This window comes from Streptomyces canus (assembly GCF_030816965.1).
GTDB lineage: Bacteria > Actinomycetota > Actinomycetes > Streptomycetales > Streptomycetaceae > Streptomyces > Streptomyces canus_E.
This window is the reverse complement of sequence record NZ_JAUSYQ010000002.1, coordinates 1,430,548-1,444,474: the sequence shown is the minus strand read 5'-3', so window position 1 is coordinate 1,444,474 and position 13,927 is coordinate 1,430,548. Positions and strand designations below refer to the sequence as shown.

At 70.9% G+C, this 13,927-nt stretch carries 14 protein-coding genes; 5 read left to right on the top strand and 9 right to left on the bottom strand.

Annotated elements, in window-relative coordinates:
* Positions 1–76 precede the first annotated feature (76 nt).
* A complete protein-coding gene (locus QF027_RS07760) occupies positions 77–562 on the bottom strand; it encodes an Lrp/AsnC family transcriptional regulator (protein ID WP_306984862.1) in 486 nt (161 codons plus the stop codon).
* A gap of 78 nt (positions 563–640) precedes the next feature.
* Here QF027_RS07760 and QF027_RS07755 point away from each other — a divergent pair, with 78 nt between their 5' ends.
* Genes QF027_RS07755 through QF027_RS07740 form a run of 4 tightly spaced genes read left to right on the top strand, consistent with a single transcriptional unit; the run spans position 641 to position 4,663 of the window.
* On the top strand, positions 641–1,390 hold the full coding sequence (locus tag QF027_RS07755; RefSeq protein ID WP_306984864.1) for a LytR/AlgR family response regulator transcription factor: 750 nt from the start codon (positions 641–643) through the stop codon (positions 1,388–1,390).
* 2 nt (positions 1,391–1,392) lie between these two features.
* Positions 1,393–1,752 carry a hypothetical protein gene (locus QF027_RS07750; RefSeq protein ID WP_306984866.1) on the top strand — a complete coding sequence of 120 codons (360 nt, stop codon included), beginning with the start codon at positions 1,393–1,395 and terminating at the stop codon, positions 1,750–1,752.
* Entirely contained in the window at positions 1,749–3,461 is a 1,713-nt protein-coding gene (locus tag QF027_RS07745) for a sodium/solute symporter (RefSeq protein WP_306984868.1), read from the top strand. The genes QF027_RS07750 and QF027_RS07745 overlap by 4 nt, the downstream gene beginning before the upstream one ends.
* On the top strand, positions 3,458–4,663 hold the full coding sequence (locus tag QF027_RS07740; RefSeq protein ID WP_306984870.1) for a sensor histidine kinase: 1,206 nt from the start codon (positions 3,458–3,460) through the stop codon (positions 4,661–4,663). Before QF027_RS07745 ends, QF027_RS07740 begins: the two co-directional genes overlap by 4 nt.
* 2 nt (positions 4,664–4,665) lie before the next feature.
* Here the strand turns inward: QF027_RS07740 and QF027_RS07735 are convergent, their stop codons facing one another.
* The 7 genes from QF027_RS07735 to QF027_RS07705 all read right to left on the bottom strand — a co-directional run bounded on the left by QF027_RS07735 (position 4,666) and on the right by QF027_RS07705 (position 12,530).
* On the bottom strand, positions 4,666–4,842 hold the full coding sequence (locus QF027_RS07735; RefSeq protein ID WP_031053721.1) for a hypothetical protein: 177 nt from the start codon (positions 4,840–4,842) through the stop codon (positions 4,666–4,668).
* A gap of 13 nt (positions 4,843–4,855) precedes the next feature.
* On the bottom strand, positions 4,856–6,724 hold the full coding sequence (locus QF027_RS07730; protein WP_307073627.1) for a serine/threonine-protein kinase: 1,869 nt from the start codon (positions 6,722–6,724) through the stop codon (positions 4,856–4,858).
* A gap of 46 nt (positions 6,725–6,770) precedes the next feature.
* The gene (locus QF027_RS07725) at positions 6,771–8,201 is read right to left on the bottom strand and encodes a PASTA domain-containing protein (RefSeq protein ID WP_307073625.1); all 1,431 of its coding nucleotides are present in this window, start codon (positions 8,199–8,201) and stop codon (positions 6,771–6,773) included.
* A 68-nt stretch (positions 8,202–8,269) separates the two neighbouring features.
* Positions 8,270–9,220 (bottom strand): cytochrome c oxidase assembly protein, encoded by a 951-nt coding sequence (locus QF027_RS07720; protein WP_307073623.1) that lies wholly within the window; start codon positions 9,218–9,220, stop codon positions 8,270–8,272.
* Positions 9,221–9,323: 103 nt separating this feature from the next.
* Positions 9,324–10,349 carry a 6-phosphofructokinase gene (locus tag QF027_RS07715; RefSeq protein WP_306984880.1) on the bottom strand — a complete coding sequence of 342 codons (1,026 nt, stop codon included), beginning with the start codon at positions 10,347–10,349 and terminating at the stop codon, positions 9,324–9,326.
* 197 nt (positions 10,350–10,546) lie between these two features.
* Complete coding sequence (locus tag QF027_RS07710; protein ID WP_057610630.1) at positions 10,547–11,275, bottom strand: type 1 glutamine amidotransferase; 729 nt, start codon at positions 11,273–11,275, stop codon at positions 10,547–10,549.
* Between the two features lie 16 nt (positions 11,276–11,291).
* Positions 11,292–12,530 carry a MurT ligase domain-containing protein gene (locus QF027_RS07705; RefSeq protein ID WP_057610631.1) on the bottom strand — a complete coding sequence of 413 codons (1,239 nt, stop codon included), beginning with the start codon at positions 12,528–12,530 and terminating at the stop codon, positions 11,292–11,294.
* Between the two features lie 112 nt (positions 12,531–12,642).
* Between QF027_RS07705 and def the strand changes: the two genes are divergently transcribed.
* Entirely contained in the window at positions 12,643–13,188 is a 546-nt protein-coding gene (def, locus tag QF027_RS07700) for a peptide deformylase (RefSeq protein WP_306984883.1), read from the top strand.
* Between the two features lie 63 nt (positions 13,189–13,251).
* Here def and QF027_RS07695 read toward each other — a convergent pair whose 3' ends face one another.
* Complete coding sequence (locus tag QF027_RS07695) at positions 13,252–13,896, bottom strand: TetR family transcriptional regulator (protein ID WP_266524561.1); 645 nt, start codon at positions 13,894–13,896, stop codon at positions 13,252–13,254.
* Positions 13,897–13,927: the final 31 nt, after the last annotated feature.

Sequence of the window (13,927 nt, the reverse complement as noted above, 5' to 3'; positions counted from 1 at the left end):
AAAAGGAAGTGCGTGTCTGCGCAGGAATGCTGCGTATTCGACCCGTACGACGCATGACTGATGCGCGTGGGGAGGTTTATTCGGGGGCGGCCTGGGTCGCCCCCGCCTCGGGGCTTTCCGGGATCAGATGGGACAGCACCATCACGCTGATCGTCTTCCGGATGAACGGCTCCACGCGGATGCGTTCCAGCACCTCCTCGAAGTGCTCCACATCCCGCGCCCGTACGTGCAGCAGGGCGTCCGCGCCGCCGGTCACCGTCATCGCCGCGGTGATCTCCGGATGGTTGCGGACCACCTCCGCGAGCCGCCGCGGCGGGGCCGCGCCCTCGCAGTACACCTCGACGTACGCCTCCGTTCGCCAGCCCAGCGCCGACGGCTCCACCGTGGCCGTGAACCCGGTGATGACCCCGGTCTCGCGCAGCCGGTCCACGCGCCGCTTCACCGCCGTGGACGACAGCCCGATCGCCGAACCGATCTCCGCGAAGGACGTCCGCGCGTTCGCCATCAGCGCGGTGATGATCTTCCGGTCCAGCTCGTCGAAGGCGACGGTCCTGCTGCTCATGTCGGCACTGTATCCAGCGGGGGCGTCCACGCCTCCGCACGTGTCCAGTCGTACGAATTACTCCTACACTCCGGGTTCATGCTGCGCGCCCTGGCTGTCGACGACGAACGCCCCTCGCTGGAGGAACTTCTCTATCTCCTGAGCGCCGACCCCCGGATCGGCAGTGTGGAGGGCGCCGGTGACGCCACCGAGGCGCTGCGCCGCATCAACCGCGCTCTGGAGTCGGGACCCGGCGGGCCCGAGGCGATCGACGTCGTCTTCCTCGACATCAACATGCCCGGCCTCGACGGCCTCGATCTCGCCCGGCTGCTGACCGGGTTCGCCACCCCGCCGCTCGTCGTGTTCGTCACCGCCCACGAGGACTTCGCCGTCCAGGCCTTCGACCTCAAGGCCGTCGACTACGTGCTCAAACCGGTGCGCAAGGAACGCCTCGCGGAGGCCGTCCGCCGCGCCGCCGAACGCCTCGGCAGCGCGCCCCGGATACCCGTGCACGAACCCGACCCCGACCACATACCCGTCGAACTCGGCGGGGTGACCCGGTTCGTCGCCGTCGACGACATCACCCACGTCGAGGCCCAGGGCGACTACGCCCGCCTCCACACCGACAAGGGCAGCCACCTCGTCCGGATCCCGCTGTCCACCCTGGAGGAGCGCTGGCGCTCCCGAGGCTTCGTCCGCATCCACCGCCGCCACCTGGTCGCCCTGCGCCACGTCGGCGAACTCCGCCTGGACGCGGGCACGGTGAGCGTCGTCGTCGGCGGCGAGGAACTCCAGGTCAGCCGCCGCCACGCGCGTGAGCTGCGGGACCTGCTGATGAGGAGGCCGTAGTCATGCCGCAGGACCCCACCGAGCGGCGCGTCGTCGTCACCGGCCCGCCCCGCCGCAGTCGCCCCACCTCCGGCTACTACCGGCCGCGCACCGAGATCGACGAACAGACCACCCTCGGCCACACCTACGTCCGCTCCCTGATGCGCACCCAACTGCGCGCCGCCCTCGCGGTGTTCGCCTTCCTCGGACTGCTCATAGGGCCGCTCCCGCTGCTCTTCGCGGCCATGCCGGACGCCCACCGCCTCGAATGGGGCGTCCTCGGCTTCGGCCTCTACGTCCCGATGGTCCTGCTGGCCCGCTGGTACGTACGCCGCGCCGAACGCAACGAACGGGACTTCGTGCGGCTGGTCGAGGACCGATGAACTCCAGCTACTCGGTCCCCGCCGTCGCGCTCGTGGTGGTGGCCACCGTGCTCGTCGGCGCGTTCGGCCTGCGCATCTCCCGCACCACGTCCGACTTCTACGTCGCCTCCCGCACCGTCGGCCCCCGCCTGAACGCGGCCGCCATCAGCGGCGAGTACCTCTCCGCCGCGTCCTTCCTGGGCATCGCGGGCCTGGTCCTCGTCCAGGGCCCCGACATGCTCTGGTACCCCGTCGGCTACACGGCCGGCTATCTCGTCCTGCTCCTGTTCGTCGCCGCCCCCCTGCGCCGCTCCGGCGCCTACACCCTGCCCGACTTCGCCGAGGCACGGCTCGCCTCCCAGGCCGTGCGACGACTCGCGGGCGCCTTCGTGGTCGGCGTCGGCTGGCTCTACCTGCTGCCCCAACTCCAGGGCGCCGGACTGACGCTGACCGTGCTGACCGGGGCGCCCCAGTGGCTCGGCGGAGTGATCGTCGCGGCCGTCGTGGTCGCCACCGTCGCCGCGGGCGGCATGCGCAGCATCACCTTCGTGCAGGCCTTCCAGTACTGGCTCAAGCTCACCGCCCTGCTCGTCCCCGCCCTCTTCCTCATCCTCGCCTGGCAGGGCGACGGTGCCCCCAGCCACGCCTTCGAGGAACCGGCGACCTTCCGTGAACAGCGGGTGGTCCGCGTCGATTCCACCCTCGACCTCACGCTGGAGAGCCCCCTGACCGTCACGGTCACCGGTACGGTCGACGGCCGCCGCCACGAGGACCAGGAGCTCCGACTGCCCGCAGGCACCCACCACATCGACCGGGGCACCGAGCTGACCTTCGCCGAGGGCACCACCGTCCCCGCCGCCGACCGCGGCACCAGCGACGGCATGTCGACCTCCCTCGCCGCGGGCCGCGAGGACCGGCCCCTGTACGCCACGTACGGACTGATCCTCGCCACCTTCCTCGGCACCATGGGCCTGCCGCACGTCGTCGTCCGCTTCTACACCAGCCCGCACGGCGTCGCCGCCCGCCGCACCACGGTCGCCGTCCTCGGCCTGATCGGCTGCTTCTACCTCCTGCCCCCGGTCTACGGCGCCCTCGGCCGCCTGTACGCCCCCGAACTCACCCTCACCGCAGACGCCGACGCCGCCGTCCTGCTGCTCCCCGAGCGGATGATCGGCGGCCTCGGCGGCGAGCTGCTGGGCGCGCTGGTGGCGGGCGGGGCCTTCGCCGCGTTCCTGTCGACGGCCTCCGGACTCACCATGGCCGTGGCGGGCGTGCTCACCCAGGACGTCCTGCCCTCGCGCGGCGTACGGCACTTCCGGCTCGGCACGGTCCTCGCGATGTGCGTCCCGCTGGCCGCGAGCGTCCTGGTCGGCGGGCTGCCGGTCGCCGACGCGGTCGGGCTCGCCTTCGCCGTCTCCGCGTCCTCCTTCTGCCCGCTGCTCGTGCTCGGCATCTGGTGGCGGCGGCTGACCCCGCCCGGCGCCGCCGCGGGCATGCTGGTCGGCGGCGGCTCCGCGTTCCTCGCCGTGGCCGCGACCATGGCCGGCTTCCCGGCCCGCGGCCCGCTGCACGCCCTGCTCGCCTGGCCCGCGCTCTGGTCGGTGCCGCTCGGCTTCCTCACCATGGTGCTGGTGTCCCTGGCCACCGCGGGCCGGGTACCGGCGGGCACGGCGGCGATCCTCGCCCGCTTCCACCTGCCGGAGGAACTGCGGGCGGAGGTGAAGGCATGAGCGGATTCCTGGCCGGATTGTGCGTGGCGATCCTCCCGCTGCTGGCAGCCGGGTTCTGGCTCGGCCGGCGTACGGCCCGACCCCAGACCCTGGGCGGCCTCGGCACCCCCGTCGAACACGCCACCTTCGAGACCCTGCACACCGCCTCCCTGGCGGCGCCCCCGCTGCGGGCCGGCTTGACGGAGGAGACCGCTCGCAAGTCGGCCCGCAGACTGCGATCACTGCTCGGCACGGACGCGCTGTGCCTCACCGACCAGAAACAGGTCCTGGTCTGGGACGGCGTGGGCAGCCACCACCGCACCGAGATCATGGAACGCCTCGCGGGCCCGCTGGAGACCGGCCGCGGCGAGGCCTTCCCGCTCACCTGCGACGCCCCTGACTGCCCGGTCCGCTGGGCGGTCGTCGCCCCGCTCACCGTCGACGACCGCGTCCACGGCGCCCTGGTCGCCTGCGCGCCCCGCGAGTCGGCCGTCCTGGTCCGCGCGGCCGGGGAGGTCGCCCGCTGGGTGAGCGTCCAGCTGGAGCTGGCAGACCTGGACCAGTCCCGGACCCGCCTGATCGAGGCCGAGATCAAAGCACTTCGGGCCCAGATCTCCCCGCACTTCATCTTCAACTCGCTCGCGGTGATCGCCAGCTTCGTCCGTACCGACCCCGAGCGCGCCCGTGAACTGCTCCTCGAATTCGCCGACTTCACCCGCTACTCGTTCCGCAGGCACGGCGACTTCACCACCCTCGCCGACGAACTCCACGCCATCGACCACTACTTGGCGCTGGTGCGGGCCCGCTTCGGCGACCGCCTCTCCGTCACCCTGCAGATCGCCCCGGAGGTGCTGCCGGTCGCCCTGCCGTTCCTGTGTCTGCAGCCGCTGGTCGAGAACGCCATCAAGCACGGCCTGGAGGGCAAGACCGAGAAGTGCCGGCTCCAGATCACCGCCCAGGACGCCGGCGCCGAGGCCCTGGTCGTGATCGAGGACGACGGCGCCGGAATGGATCCGGTCCTGCTCCGCCGTATCCTCGCGGGCGAGGTCAGCCCCTCGGGCGGCATCGGGCTGTCCAACGTCGACGACCGGCTCCGCCAGGTGTACGGCGACTCCTACGGCCTCGTCATCGAGACCGCCGTCGGCGCGGGCATGAAGATCACCGCCCGGCTGCCCAAGTACCAGCCGGGCGTGCACTCGGCGGGCCGTCTCACGGACGGCTGACGTCAGGTGCTGCGGGTGGCCACCATCCCGAGGGTGATCAGGCCCAGCACCACCCAGCCGAACCACAGCCAGCCGTTGCTGCCGAGCGCCACCGTGTAGGCGGTCACCGCGACGAGACCGCCGACGGTGAGCACCCCCATCGTGCGGGTCGAGCCATCCGTGGAACCGGTACCGGGCATCGCAACACCCTCCTCAGGATTCGTCCCCCTCCATGGTGCCCCCGTTCTGCCTGCGGACGGTGCATACGACGAAATGAGTGCCGTTCTTCCAGGGCCCCTCACTGGTCCAGGAGCCCGCGGTGTAGACGGACGGATCGAAGCCGTAGTCGCCCGGCGGCACGTCACGCGCGCACGCCGTGTCCGACTCGGTCCGCGCCTCGGACAGCGTGACGTCAGGATCCAGACGGGTGAATCCGAGCACCTGCTCGTCGTGGGAGCCCTCGCAGGAGACCAGCCGGGCGTCCCGGTTCGTGCGCACGTCCAGACAGTCCCGTCGCTGCATGGTCGCCGTGTCCGCGAACCCCGAGCCCAGCCTGCGATGGGTACCGATCGGCCCGTACACCGGCCCGTTCCCGCCCAGGACCAGACACGCGGTGCGCCGTCCCGCCGCCTCGAAGCCGACGTCGGTCGGCACGACGGCCCGGCTGCGGACGTCCGCGAGCCGGTCCCGGATCTCCCGCGTCCGCTCCTCGCACCGCGCCGCCCCCGTCCGCCGCGCCTCGTCGGCCGAGGAGGCCGTCACGAACGCCATCACCTGACCGTCCAGGGCCGTCCCGCAGGTGGGGTCCAGCCGCAGCCGAGGTGTTCCCCGGAAACGCTCCGAGCCCGGCCAGTCGGCGATGACGCAGTCGCCGTCCCGCAGTGGTCTCGTGAGCCCGACCGTCTCGCCGTACGGCTGCCAGGAGCCCTGTCGTCCGCCTCCGGCGTCCGACGACCGGTCGGCCATGGCGTACCAGACACCGCCCAGGGCCAGCAGCAGCCCGAGACCGCAGGCGAGGACGGCCCGCAGGGCGTGCGAGCGCTCCCGCCGCCGGCGGCCGCCCTGCGGCGGCGGAGGCGGGAGCACCAAGGGCGGCTCGCCCTCGGTGCGGGACCGGTGGCCGTTCAGCGGCGGACCGGGCGGCGGCACCTGCACCCCGGCCCAGGGCGGCTGGGAACCGAGGTCGGTCTGGGTGCGGACGTACGGCTCGGCCTGCGGCGTCACGATCCGCGACAACGCGGCCTCCGCCTCCGCCGCCGACCACCGCTGCCCGGGGTCCTTGGCGAGCAGCCTCTGCAGTACGGGACCCAGCGCACCGGCGCGCACGGCGGGCCGCGGCTCCTCCATGACCACCGCGGTCACCTCGGCGAGATGCGACTCCCGCTCGAAGGCACCCACACCCTCAACGGCGTGGTACAGCGTGCAGCCCAGCGAGAACAGGTCGGCGGCCGGGGTGGGCGCTCCGCCCGTGGCCCGCTCGGGCGCCAGATAGCCCGAAGTGCCCACCAGCACGGACGCCAGCGTGTACCGGGTCTCCCCGGCGTCCGGCTGCACGGAGATGCCGTAGTCGGTGAGCAGGACGCGTCCGTACGGCGATCCCGCGCGGTCCGGCGCCAGCAAGATGTTCGCCGGCTTCACGTCCCGGTGCATCACGCCCCGCTGATGCCCGGCGGTCAGCGCGTCCAGCACGGCGAGGCCGATCCGGGCGCACTCCGCCGGGGCCAGCGGTCCGCGGGAGTCGACCAGGTCACGCAGGTCCACCGCGTGCGCCACGTACTCCATGACGATCCACGGCAGCCCCTCGTGCTCCAGCACGTCGTGCACGGTCACCACGTGCGGGTGGCCGCGCAGCCCCGCCGCGTGCCGGGCCTCCGCGCGGGCCCGTGCCACCCGGGCCTCCCGCTCGTGGTCCGCCTCCACCGGGTCGCGGAACACGATCTCCTTGAGCGCGACCTCGCAGTCGAGTCTCTGGTCGTGGGCGAGCCACACATGGCCCATGCCGCCGCTGCCGAGCGGGGTGAGCAACAGATAGCGGCCGGCGATGACCCGGCCCACTCCCGACGTCGGTGATCCTGAAGACATCCGGTGACTCTCCGGTTCTGCGGGTTCCTCGGGTTCTTCGGGGGTGCTACGCGGCGACCGTGGTGCTCGGCCCGTCGGTGGCGGGCTCACTGGTGGCGGGCTCAGTCTTCGCGGGCTCAGTGGTCGCGGGTTCGCTCGTGGCGGGTGGGGAGGTGGCCGGCCTGGTGGTCACGGGAGCGCTGCTGGGCGGCTCCCTGGTGGCGGGCGCGCTGGTCGTCGCCGGTGGCGGTGACGGGCTGCTGGTGACCGGGGCGCCGGTCGGCGGTGAACTTTTCGAGGGCGGTGGGCTCGGCGGACTGCTCGCCTTCCCGGGCGACGGCGAGCCGGGAGCCGTGCTCGACGACGGTGGTGACGAGGCCTCCCCGGGCCTGCTCGACGAGGACGGAGGTGGCGAGGAGGACGCGCCGGGCCGTTCGCCGGACGATCCCGAGGGCCCCGACTTCGGCGGAGTGCTCGTGGGCGGTGTCTTCGCCCCCGAGGAGGACGGCGGGGGAGTGGTCGTGGGCCCGGTCTCCCCGCCGGAGGTGCTCGTGCCGCCCCCGGCCACGGTCAGCATCACGTACTGCCCGAACGGCAGCTGTGTCCCCGCGGGCGGGTCGGTCGCCGTGACCTTCGCGCCGTCCGGCGGCACTCCCTGCCCGGCGTACCCGGCCGCCAGCCCGGCGTCGACCAGCTCACGGCTGGCCCGGGCGAAGGTCCTCCCGGCCAGGTCCGGCACCGTGCGGCGCTTCTTCGTGGGGAAGGTGGTGTCCTTCTCGCCGGTGCTGCCGACCGGACGGTTGATGCCGCGGGCGGGTTCCTGGACGTCGACGAGAGCGATCCGTGCCAGTTTCCGCGGAGCGGGCTTCACGGCCACCACCGACTCCCGCTGGTATCCCGCCCACTTCTTGTTGCCGTCCTCGAACTGGACGGAAATCCGGCCGGTGTCACCCTCGAAGGGCCGCAGTGGATTTCCACACGAGCACTTCACAGCCGGAAGCCCTCGTTCATCGACGAGAATCGAGATTCCCGCCTGGAGCAAGGAGTTGTACGGGACGGCCTTTTCCTTCTTGTAGTCGTGGTTCTTGACGAGAGTGTCGTGACGCAACAGAACCGGTGTGAGTCGATCCAGATATTCCGGTATCCCGTCCGTGCCGATGTTCAGCACGCCGGCCCACGCCTGTGCCTTTTTGTGATTCCTGGGATCGGTGAGGAATCGTTCGAGTTCGGCGACGTCACAGATGGTCGGCTGCTTGCTGCCGCCGTACAGACCGGGCGTGTCCCCCTGCTGGAGACTTCCCTGGACGGGCTGCGACCGCACGGCGGTGGTGATGTCCCTGCCCAGCCCGCTGTTCTCCTCGAAGAACGGAGCGAGCGAGGGCACACCGGCGGCGACCGCCTTGACCACCGTCAGTGGATTTCCCTTCTCACAACCGCTCAGCAGCAGTGAGAAAATCGCCAGGACGGCGATCCTGTGCATAAATGCGCGAAGTGTCATGACCGCTCCCCCCGGCGGTTCCCCCAACGCGCTTCATGCTACTGAATGCTTCGGAAAGGCGAAGCCTCTCAGCGCCCGCGTGCGTTCAATGAGGCCAAATACGCGTTGTACGCCTCGAGATCCTTGTCGCCGTCGCGGTCGGCGGCCCGGTCCGTGCGCTTGGCCTGCCGCTGTTCGGAGCCGTACCACTGGAACAGCAGTGCGATCAGCACCAGTACGGAGGGAATCTCGCTGAACGCCCAGGCGATACCGCCCGCGTAGTTCTGGTCGGAGAGCGCGTCGATGCCGAGCGAGGCGGGCGGGTTCTTGAACGTCTCCACCATGGGCTCGGACGCCATCATCAGCGCGATGCCGAAGAAGGCGTGGAACGGCATCCCGGCGAACAGCTCCAGCATCCGCATCAGATACCCGGGCCGCTGCGGGCCCGGGTCGACGCCGATGATCGGCCAGAAGAAGACGACACCGACGGCGAGGAAGTGCACCATCATCGCGATGTGGCCGGTCTTCGACCCCATCAGGAAGTCGAAGACCGGCGTGAAGTACAGCCCGTACAGGCTCGCGATGAACAGCGGAATGGTGAACGCCGGGTGCGTGATGATCCGCATGTACCGGCTGTGCAGCAGTGCCAGCAGCAGCTCACGCGGTCCCTTGCGGCCCTTGCCCGCGACGGGCAGCGCTCGAAGGGCCAGGGTCACCGGGGCGCCGAGCAGGATGAGGATCGGCGACAGCATGCTGATCACCATGTGCTGCACCATGTGCGCGCTGAACATGACCATGCCGTAGTCGTTCAGGCTGGTGCACATCATCAGCCCTATGGACAGCACACCGGACACGTAGGAAATGGTCCGCCCCACGGACCACGCGTCCCCCCGGCGCCGCAGCCGCACGACCCCCCACGTGTACAGACCGAGCGCAAGGAGGCAGGCGACGAGGAAGAAGGGGTCGGCCGACCACTGAAGCCCTCGGCCCAGCGTGAACGGTGCCAAGTCGTGGGTCATGCCGTGCCCGCTGTGGTCCATCGCGGCGGCTCCTGATTCGTGGGGGTTGTGCGAGTCTGTCCGCCCCAGACTAAGACTGCCCCCGGTCACATCCTGGACCGGGGGCACACAACCGCCGTACGACCTACAGCACGCACTCCGCCTCGGCGTACCGGTCCTCCGGCACCGTCTTCAGCGTCTCGACCGCCTCCGCGAGCGGCACCATCACGATGTCGGTCCCCCGCAGAGCCGTCATGTGACCGAACTCCCCACGGTGCACGGCCTCCACCGCATGCCATCCGAACCGGGTGGCGAGGACGCGGTCGTACGCGGTCGGCGTACCCCCCCGCTGCACGTGCCCCAGGATGACCGGCCGGGCTTCCTTCCCCAGCCGCTCCTCCAGCTCGATCGACAGCTGACGGGCGATCCCGGCGAAGCGCTCGTGCCCGTAGATGTCCTTGGCGCCCTCGTCGAAGGCCATGGAGCCGGGCGCCGGCTTGGCCCCCTCCGCGGCGACGACGATCGCGAACCGCTTCCCCGCCTCGAACCGCTCCCCGACCCGGCGCGCCAGCTCCTCGATGTCGAAGGGCCGCTCCGGCACGACGATGGCGTGCGCACCGGCCGCCATCCCGGAGTGCAGCGCTATCCAGCCGGTGTGCCGCCCCATGACCTCGACGACGAGCACCCGCTGGTGGGACTCGGCGGTGGTCTTGAGCCGGTCGAGGGCCTCCGTCGCGACCCCTACCGCGGTGTCGAACCCGAAGGTGACATCCGTGACCGCGATGTCGTTGTCGATGGTCTTGGGCACGCCCACGATCGGCAGACCGGCGTCCGACATCAGCCGGGCCGCCTTGAGCGTGCCCTCACCGCCGATGGGAATGATCGCGTCGAGACCGAGCTCCTCGACATGCCCCTTGGCCCGCTCCACGCCGTCCCGCAGATGCGAGGGCTGGACCCGGGAGGAGCCGAGGATCGTGCCGCCGCGGGCCAGGATGCCGCCCACCGCGTCGAGGTCGAGCTTGAGGTAGTCGCACTCCAGGAGGCCCTTCCAGCCGTCCCGGAAACCGATGACCTCGTCGCCGTGGTCGGCGACGGCACGGTGCACGACGGACCGGATGACGGCGTTCAGGCCGGGGCAGTCGCCGCCGGACGTGAGGACACCAATGCGCATAGCCGGAAAAACCCTCTCACCGAATCAACGTGGGTCGGGTCCGGACCACGTCGTCCGGCTCGAACCCCGCCACCCTAGCGGCACAGGGGGGCGGGGCCGTAGCACGCGTCCGCCTGCTGGACGAGTCCGCTCACCTGTGCGGACTCCGCGTCAGACGGGCCCGTGACAGACGGCGGGAACCGAGGTGAAGTTCCTGCTCAGGCGGGCTGCTGCGCGGCCGTGATGCGCTCGTTGCGCAGGGCCTCGTACCAGCGGTCGTCGGTCGGCGGCAGCGCGTTCACGTCGAGCGCGAGCTTCAGCAGCAGGTCGGCGATGAGCGGGTTGCGCGCGAGCACGGGTCCGTGCATGTACGTACCGAAGACGGTGTCGTTGTACGCCCCTTCCGTACCGTCCCCGGTGCCGTTGCCCTTGCCCAGCTTGACGTTGGCGAACGGGCGGGCGGTGGGGCCGAGGTGGGTGACGCCCTGGTGGTTCTCGAAACCGGTCAGCGGGGGCAGGCCGAGGCGCGGGTCGATGTCGGCGAGCACGTCACCGACGCAGCGCTCGCCCTCACCGCGTACGGAGACCACGTCGAGCAGGCCGAGGCCGGGCTCGCGCTGGCCGAGGTCGTTGATGAACTCGTGCCCGAGGATCTGGTAGCCGGCGCACACCGAGAAGACGATCGCGCCGTTGCCGACGGCCCGGTGCAGACCGCCGTCCCGGCGCAGCCGCTCGGCCGCGAGCCGCTGGGGCCGGTCCTCACCGCCGCCGATCAGATAGATGTCGCCGGAGGTCGGGATCGGCTGGTCGCTGCGCACGTCCAGGCGGGCCACGTCGAGGCCCCGCTGGCGGGCCCGGCGCTCGATGACGAGGGCGTTGCCCTGGTCGCCGTAGGTGCTGAGCAGGTCGGGGTAGATCCAGACGATCCGCAGGCTGTTGTCGCTCACAAAAGTCCCCTGTGTCTCAGTTGCCGACGCGGCGGCGCAGGTCCTGGAAGGCGGTGTAGTTGGCGATGACCTCGATACGGCCGTGCGGACTCATCTGCACGGCCTGGTCGAGGTTGTCGCAGACCTGGAAGTTCTGGTTCGCGACCTCGAGTCGCACCGCGAGGTCCAGCTTCCGGTCGCCGATCACGCAGATCGGGTGGCCGGTGAGCCGGGTGTAGTCGACGTCCCACAGCCAGGAGGTGTCGGTGCCGTCGGCGCCGCGGGCGTTGACGGAGAGGATCACCGGGGTGGGCGGCGGGTCGATCAGGCTGAACGTTTCGAGCCAGCCGGCCGGGTTCTTCGCGAGCAGCAGGCGCAGGTCGCGCTGCTGGAACTGGACGACGTCGTAACGCCCCGCCACGGCCTGCACCTGGTACATGCGTTCCAGGGCGACCTGCGGCGGTACGCCGAAGACGGCGGCCACGGCGGCGGAGGAAGCCGCGTTGGCCTTGTTGGCGCGGCCCGGCAGCTGGAGGTGGATGGGCCAGGCGGAGCCGTGCGGGTCGAGCACGTGGTCGCCGGACAGGGCCCAGCTCGGCGTGGGACGCCGGAACCCGCACTCGCCGCAGAACCAGTCGTCGCCCGGCCGCTGCATCACACCACCGCAGGACGGGCAGGACCAGGCGTCGTCCTTCCACATCTGCCCGGCGGCGACCCAGATGACGTTGGGGGAGGAGGAGGCGGCCCACACGACGAGCGGGTCGTCGGCGTTGGCGACGACGACGGCCTTCGAACCCGCGAGCCCCTCGCGCCAGTTCTCCGCGAGCATGCGGGTCTCGGCGGCGCGGTCGAGCTGGTCGCGGGAGAGGTTCAGCAGGGCGATGCACTTGGGGTCGGTGTCGCGGGCCACGCCCGCGAGGTACTTCTCGTCGACCTCGATGACGCCGTAGCGGGCGTCCGAGCCGCCCGCGAGGGCGGAGGTGATACCGGCGGGCATGTTGGCGCCGAGGGCGTTGGAGACGACGGGCCCGGCGGCGCCCAGTGCCTCCGCGATCAGCCGCGTGGTGGTGGTCTTTCCGTTGGTCGCCGAGACGAGCACGACGTCCAGGTTCTGGGCGAGCCGGGCAAGAAGGTCGGGGTCGAGTTTGAGGGCCACCCGGCCGCCGATGACCGAACCGCTGCCGCGACCCGCGGCTCGGGATGCCGCCGCGACGGCCTTGCCCGCCGTCACGGCCAGCTTGGCCCGCGGCGAGAGCGGGTCCGAGTTGCCTGTCATCAGATCTCGATCCTCCTTGCGTACGCGCCGCGCCTCAGCCTCCGGCCACGTGGTGTGGACCTCAGCCTATCGAGATCCGTAAGCACTCCCGAATCGCCGTACTCTTGCGGCCATGCGAAACGGCTCCATTCCGGGCACGCGGGGGCGCGTCCGCGCGGTCACCCTGCTCGGCACCCCGGTGTTGCACACACCCTGCGACGACGTCACGGACTTCGGTCCCGAACTGGCGAGCCTGGTGGAGGACTTGTTCGCGACGATGTACGCGGCCGAGGGGGTGGGCCTCGCCGCCAACCAGATCGGCGTGCCGTTGCGCGTCTTCGTCTACGACTGCCCGGACGACGAGGAGGTCCGGCACCTGGGGCATGTGGTGAACCCACGCCTGGTGGAGACGGACGGTGTGGTGCTGAGGGGACCCGAGGGCTGCCTGTCCCTGCCTGGTCTGGAGGCAGGGACGGAACGCCACGACCACGCGGTGGTGGAGGGCTTCACGATGGCGGGAGACCCGATCACGATTTACGGCACGGGATTCTTCGCAAGGTGCCTACAGCACGAGATGGACCACATGGAGGGCAAGGTCTACGCGGACCACTTGGCGGGCCGGCGCAAGCGGAAGCTCATGCGACAAGTGGCCCGGACTTCTTGGCACAGGTCCAGCTGACCCACCAGAGGCGCGGGGAACTGCGCGACCAGCCCCCACACACCCACAGCCGTCATTCAACGATCAGAATCCCGGACCCCCCACCTTGTCCCCCACCGCAGCGAGCCGCCCCCACAACAGGTCCGCCAGACTCTTCACCAACTCCGCCCGCGGGCAAGGCCGTTCCCCCAGCCACCAGTCACCCGCCGCGTACATCATCCCGACGATCCCGTGCCCCCACACCCGCGCCAGCAACTGACTCCCGGGCCCGAGATCGAGCCGGTCCTCGATGACCTGGCCCAACTCTTCACCCATCCTCCGCAGCAAGGGCGCGGAATGCTTACCGACATCGAACCCCTGGTCCCCGACCTGACCCCCCTCGGCGGGGTGCATCAGGAACCGGTACACCTGGGGCCGGGCCTCGATCGCGGCCAAATACGTGTCCAACGTCGCCTCGACCCGCTCCCGCCGTTCCGCCGGAGCGTCCAGCGCGGCCCGGAGCGAGTCCAGCAGCGCATCCGTGTGCCGCTTGGCGAGGGCAGCGTAGAGTCCCCCCTTGTCACCGAAGTGCCGATACAGGATCGGCTTGGTGATGCCGGCTTCTGCGGCGATCGCGTTCATAGAGGCCTGCGGCCCGTCGCGCAGCACCACTCTGTCCGCGGCCTCCAGCAGTTCGCGCCGGCGGCGGTCGGCGGACCGCTGCTGATCGGTCCGCTGTGTGGTGTCCATGAGCTCTCCCCACCCGTACTGAATCGGTAAC

What these genes read in the sequence shown, in the direction of transcription:
- QF027_RS07760 (WP_306984862.1), bottom strand. Translation starts at nt 562, where the DNA reads ATGAGCAGCAGGACCGTCGCCTTCGACGAGCTGGACCGGAAGATCATC.
- QF027_RS07755 (WP_306984864.1), top strand. Translation starts at nt 641, where the DNA reads ATGCTGCGCGCCCTGGCTGTCGACGACGAACGCCCCTCGCTGGAGGAA.
- QF027_RS07750 (WP_306984866.1), top strand. Translation starts at nt 1,393, where the DNA reads ATGCCGCAGGACCCCACCGAGCGGCGCGTCGTCGTCACCGGCCCGCCC.
- QF027_RS07745 (WP_306984868.1), top strand. Translation starts at nt 1,749, where the DNA reads ATGAACTCCAGCTACTCGGTCCCCGCCGTCGCGCTCGTGGTGGTGGCC.
- QF027_RS07740 (WP_306984870.1), top strand. Translation starts at nt 3,458, where the DNA reads ATGAGCGGATTCCTGGCCGGATTGTGCGTGGCGATCCTCCCGCTGCTG.
- QF027_RS07735 (WP_031053721.1), bottom strand. Translation starts at nt 4,842, where the DNA reads ATGCCCGGTACCGGTTCCACGGATGGCTCGACCCGCACGATGGGGGTG.
- QF027_RS07730 (WP_307073627.1), bottom strand. Translation starts at nt 6,724, where the DNA reads ATGTCTTCAGGATCACCGACGTCGGGAGTGGGCCGGGTCATCGCCGGC.
- QF027_RS07725 (WP_307073625.1), bottom strand. Translation starts at nt 8,201, where the DNA reads ATGACACTTCGCGCATTTATGCACAGGATCGCCGTCCTGGCGATTTTC.
- QF027_RS07720 (WP_307073623.1), bottom strand. Translation starts at nt 9,220, where the DNA reads ATGGACCACAGCGGGCACGGCATGACCCACGACTTGGCACCGTTCACG.
- QF027_RS07715 (WP_306984880.1), bottom strand. Translation starts at nt 10,349, where the DNA reads ATGCGCATTGGTGTCCTCACGTCCGGCGGCGACTGCCCCGGCCTGAAC.
- QF027_RS07705 (WP_057610631.1), bottom strand. Translation starts at nt 12,530, where the DNA reads ATGACAGGCAACTCGGACCCGCTCTCGCCGCGGGCCAAGCTGGCCGTG.
- def (WP_306984883.1), top strand. Translation starts at nt 12,643, where the DNA reads ATGCGAAACGGCTCCATTCCGGGCACGCGGGGGCGCGTCCGCGCGGTC.
- QF027_RS07695 (WP_266524561.1), bottom strand. Translation starts at nt 13,896, where the DNA reads ATGGACACCACACAGCGGACCGATCAGCAGCGGTCCGCCGACCGCCGC.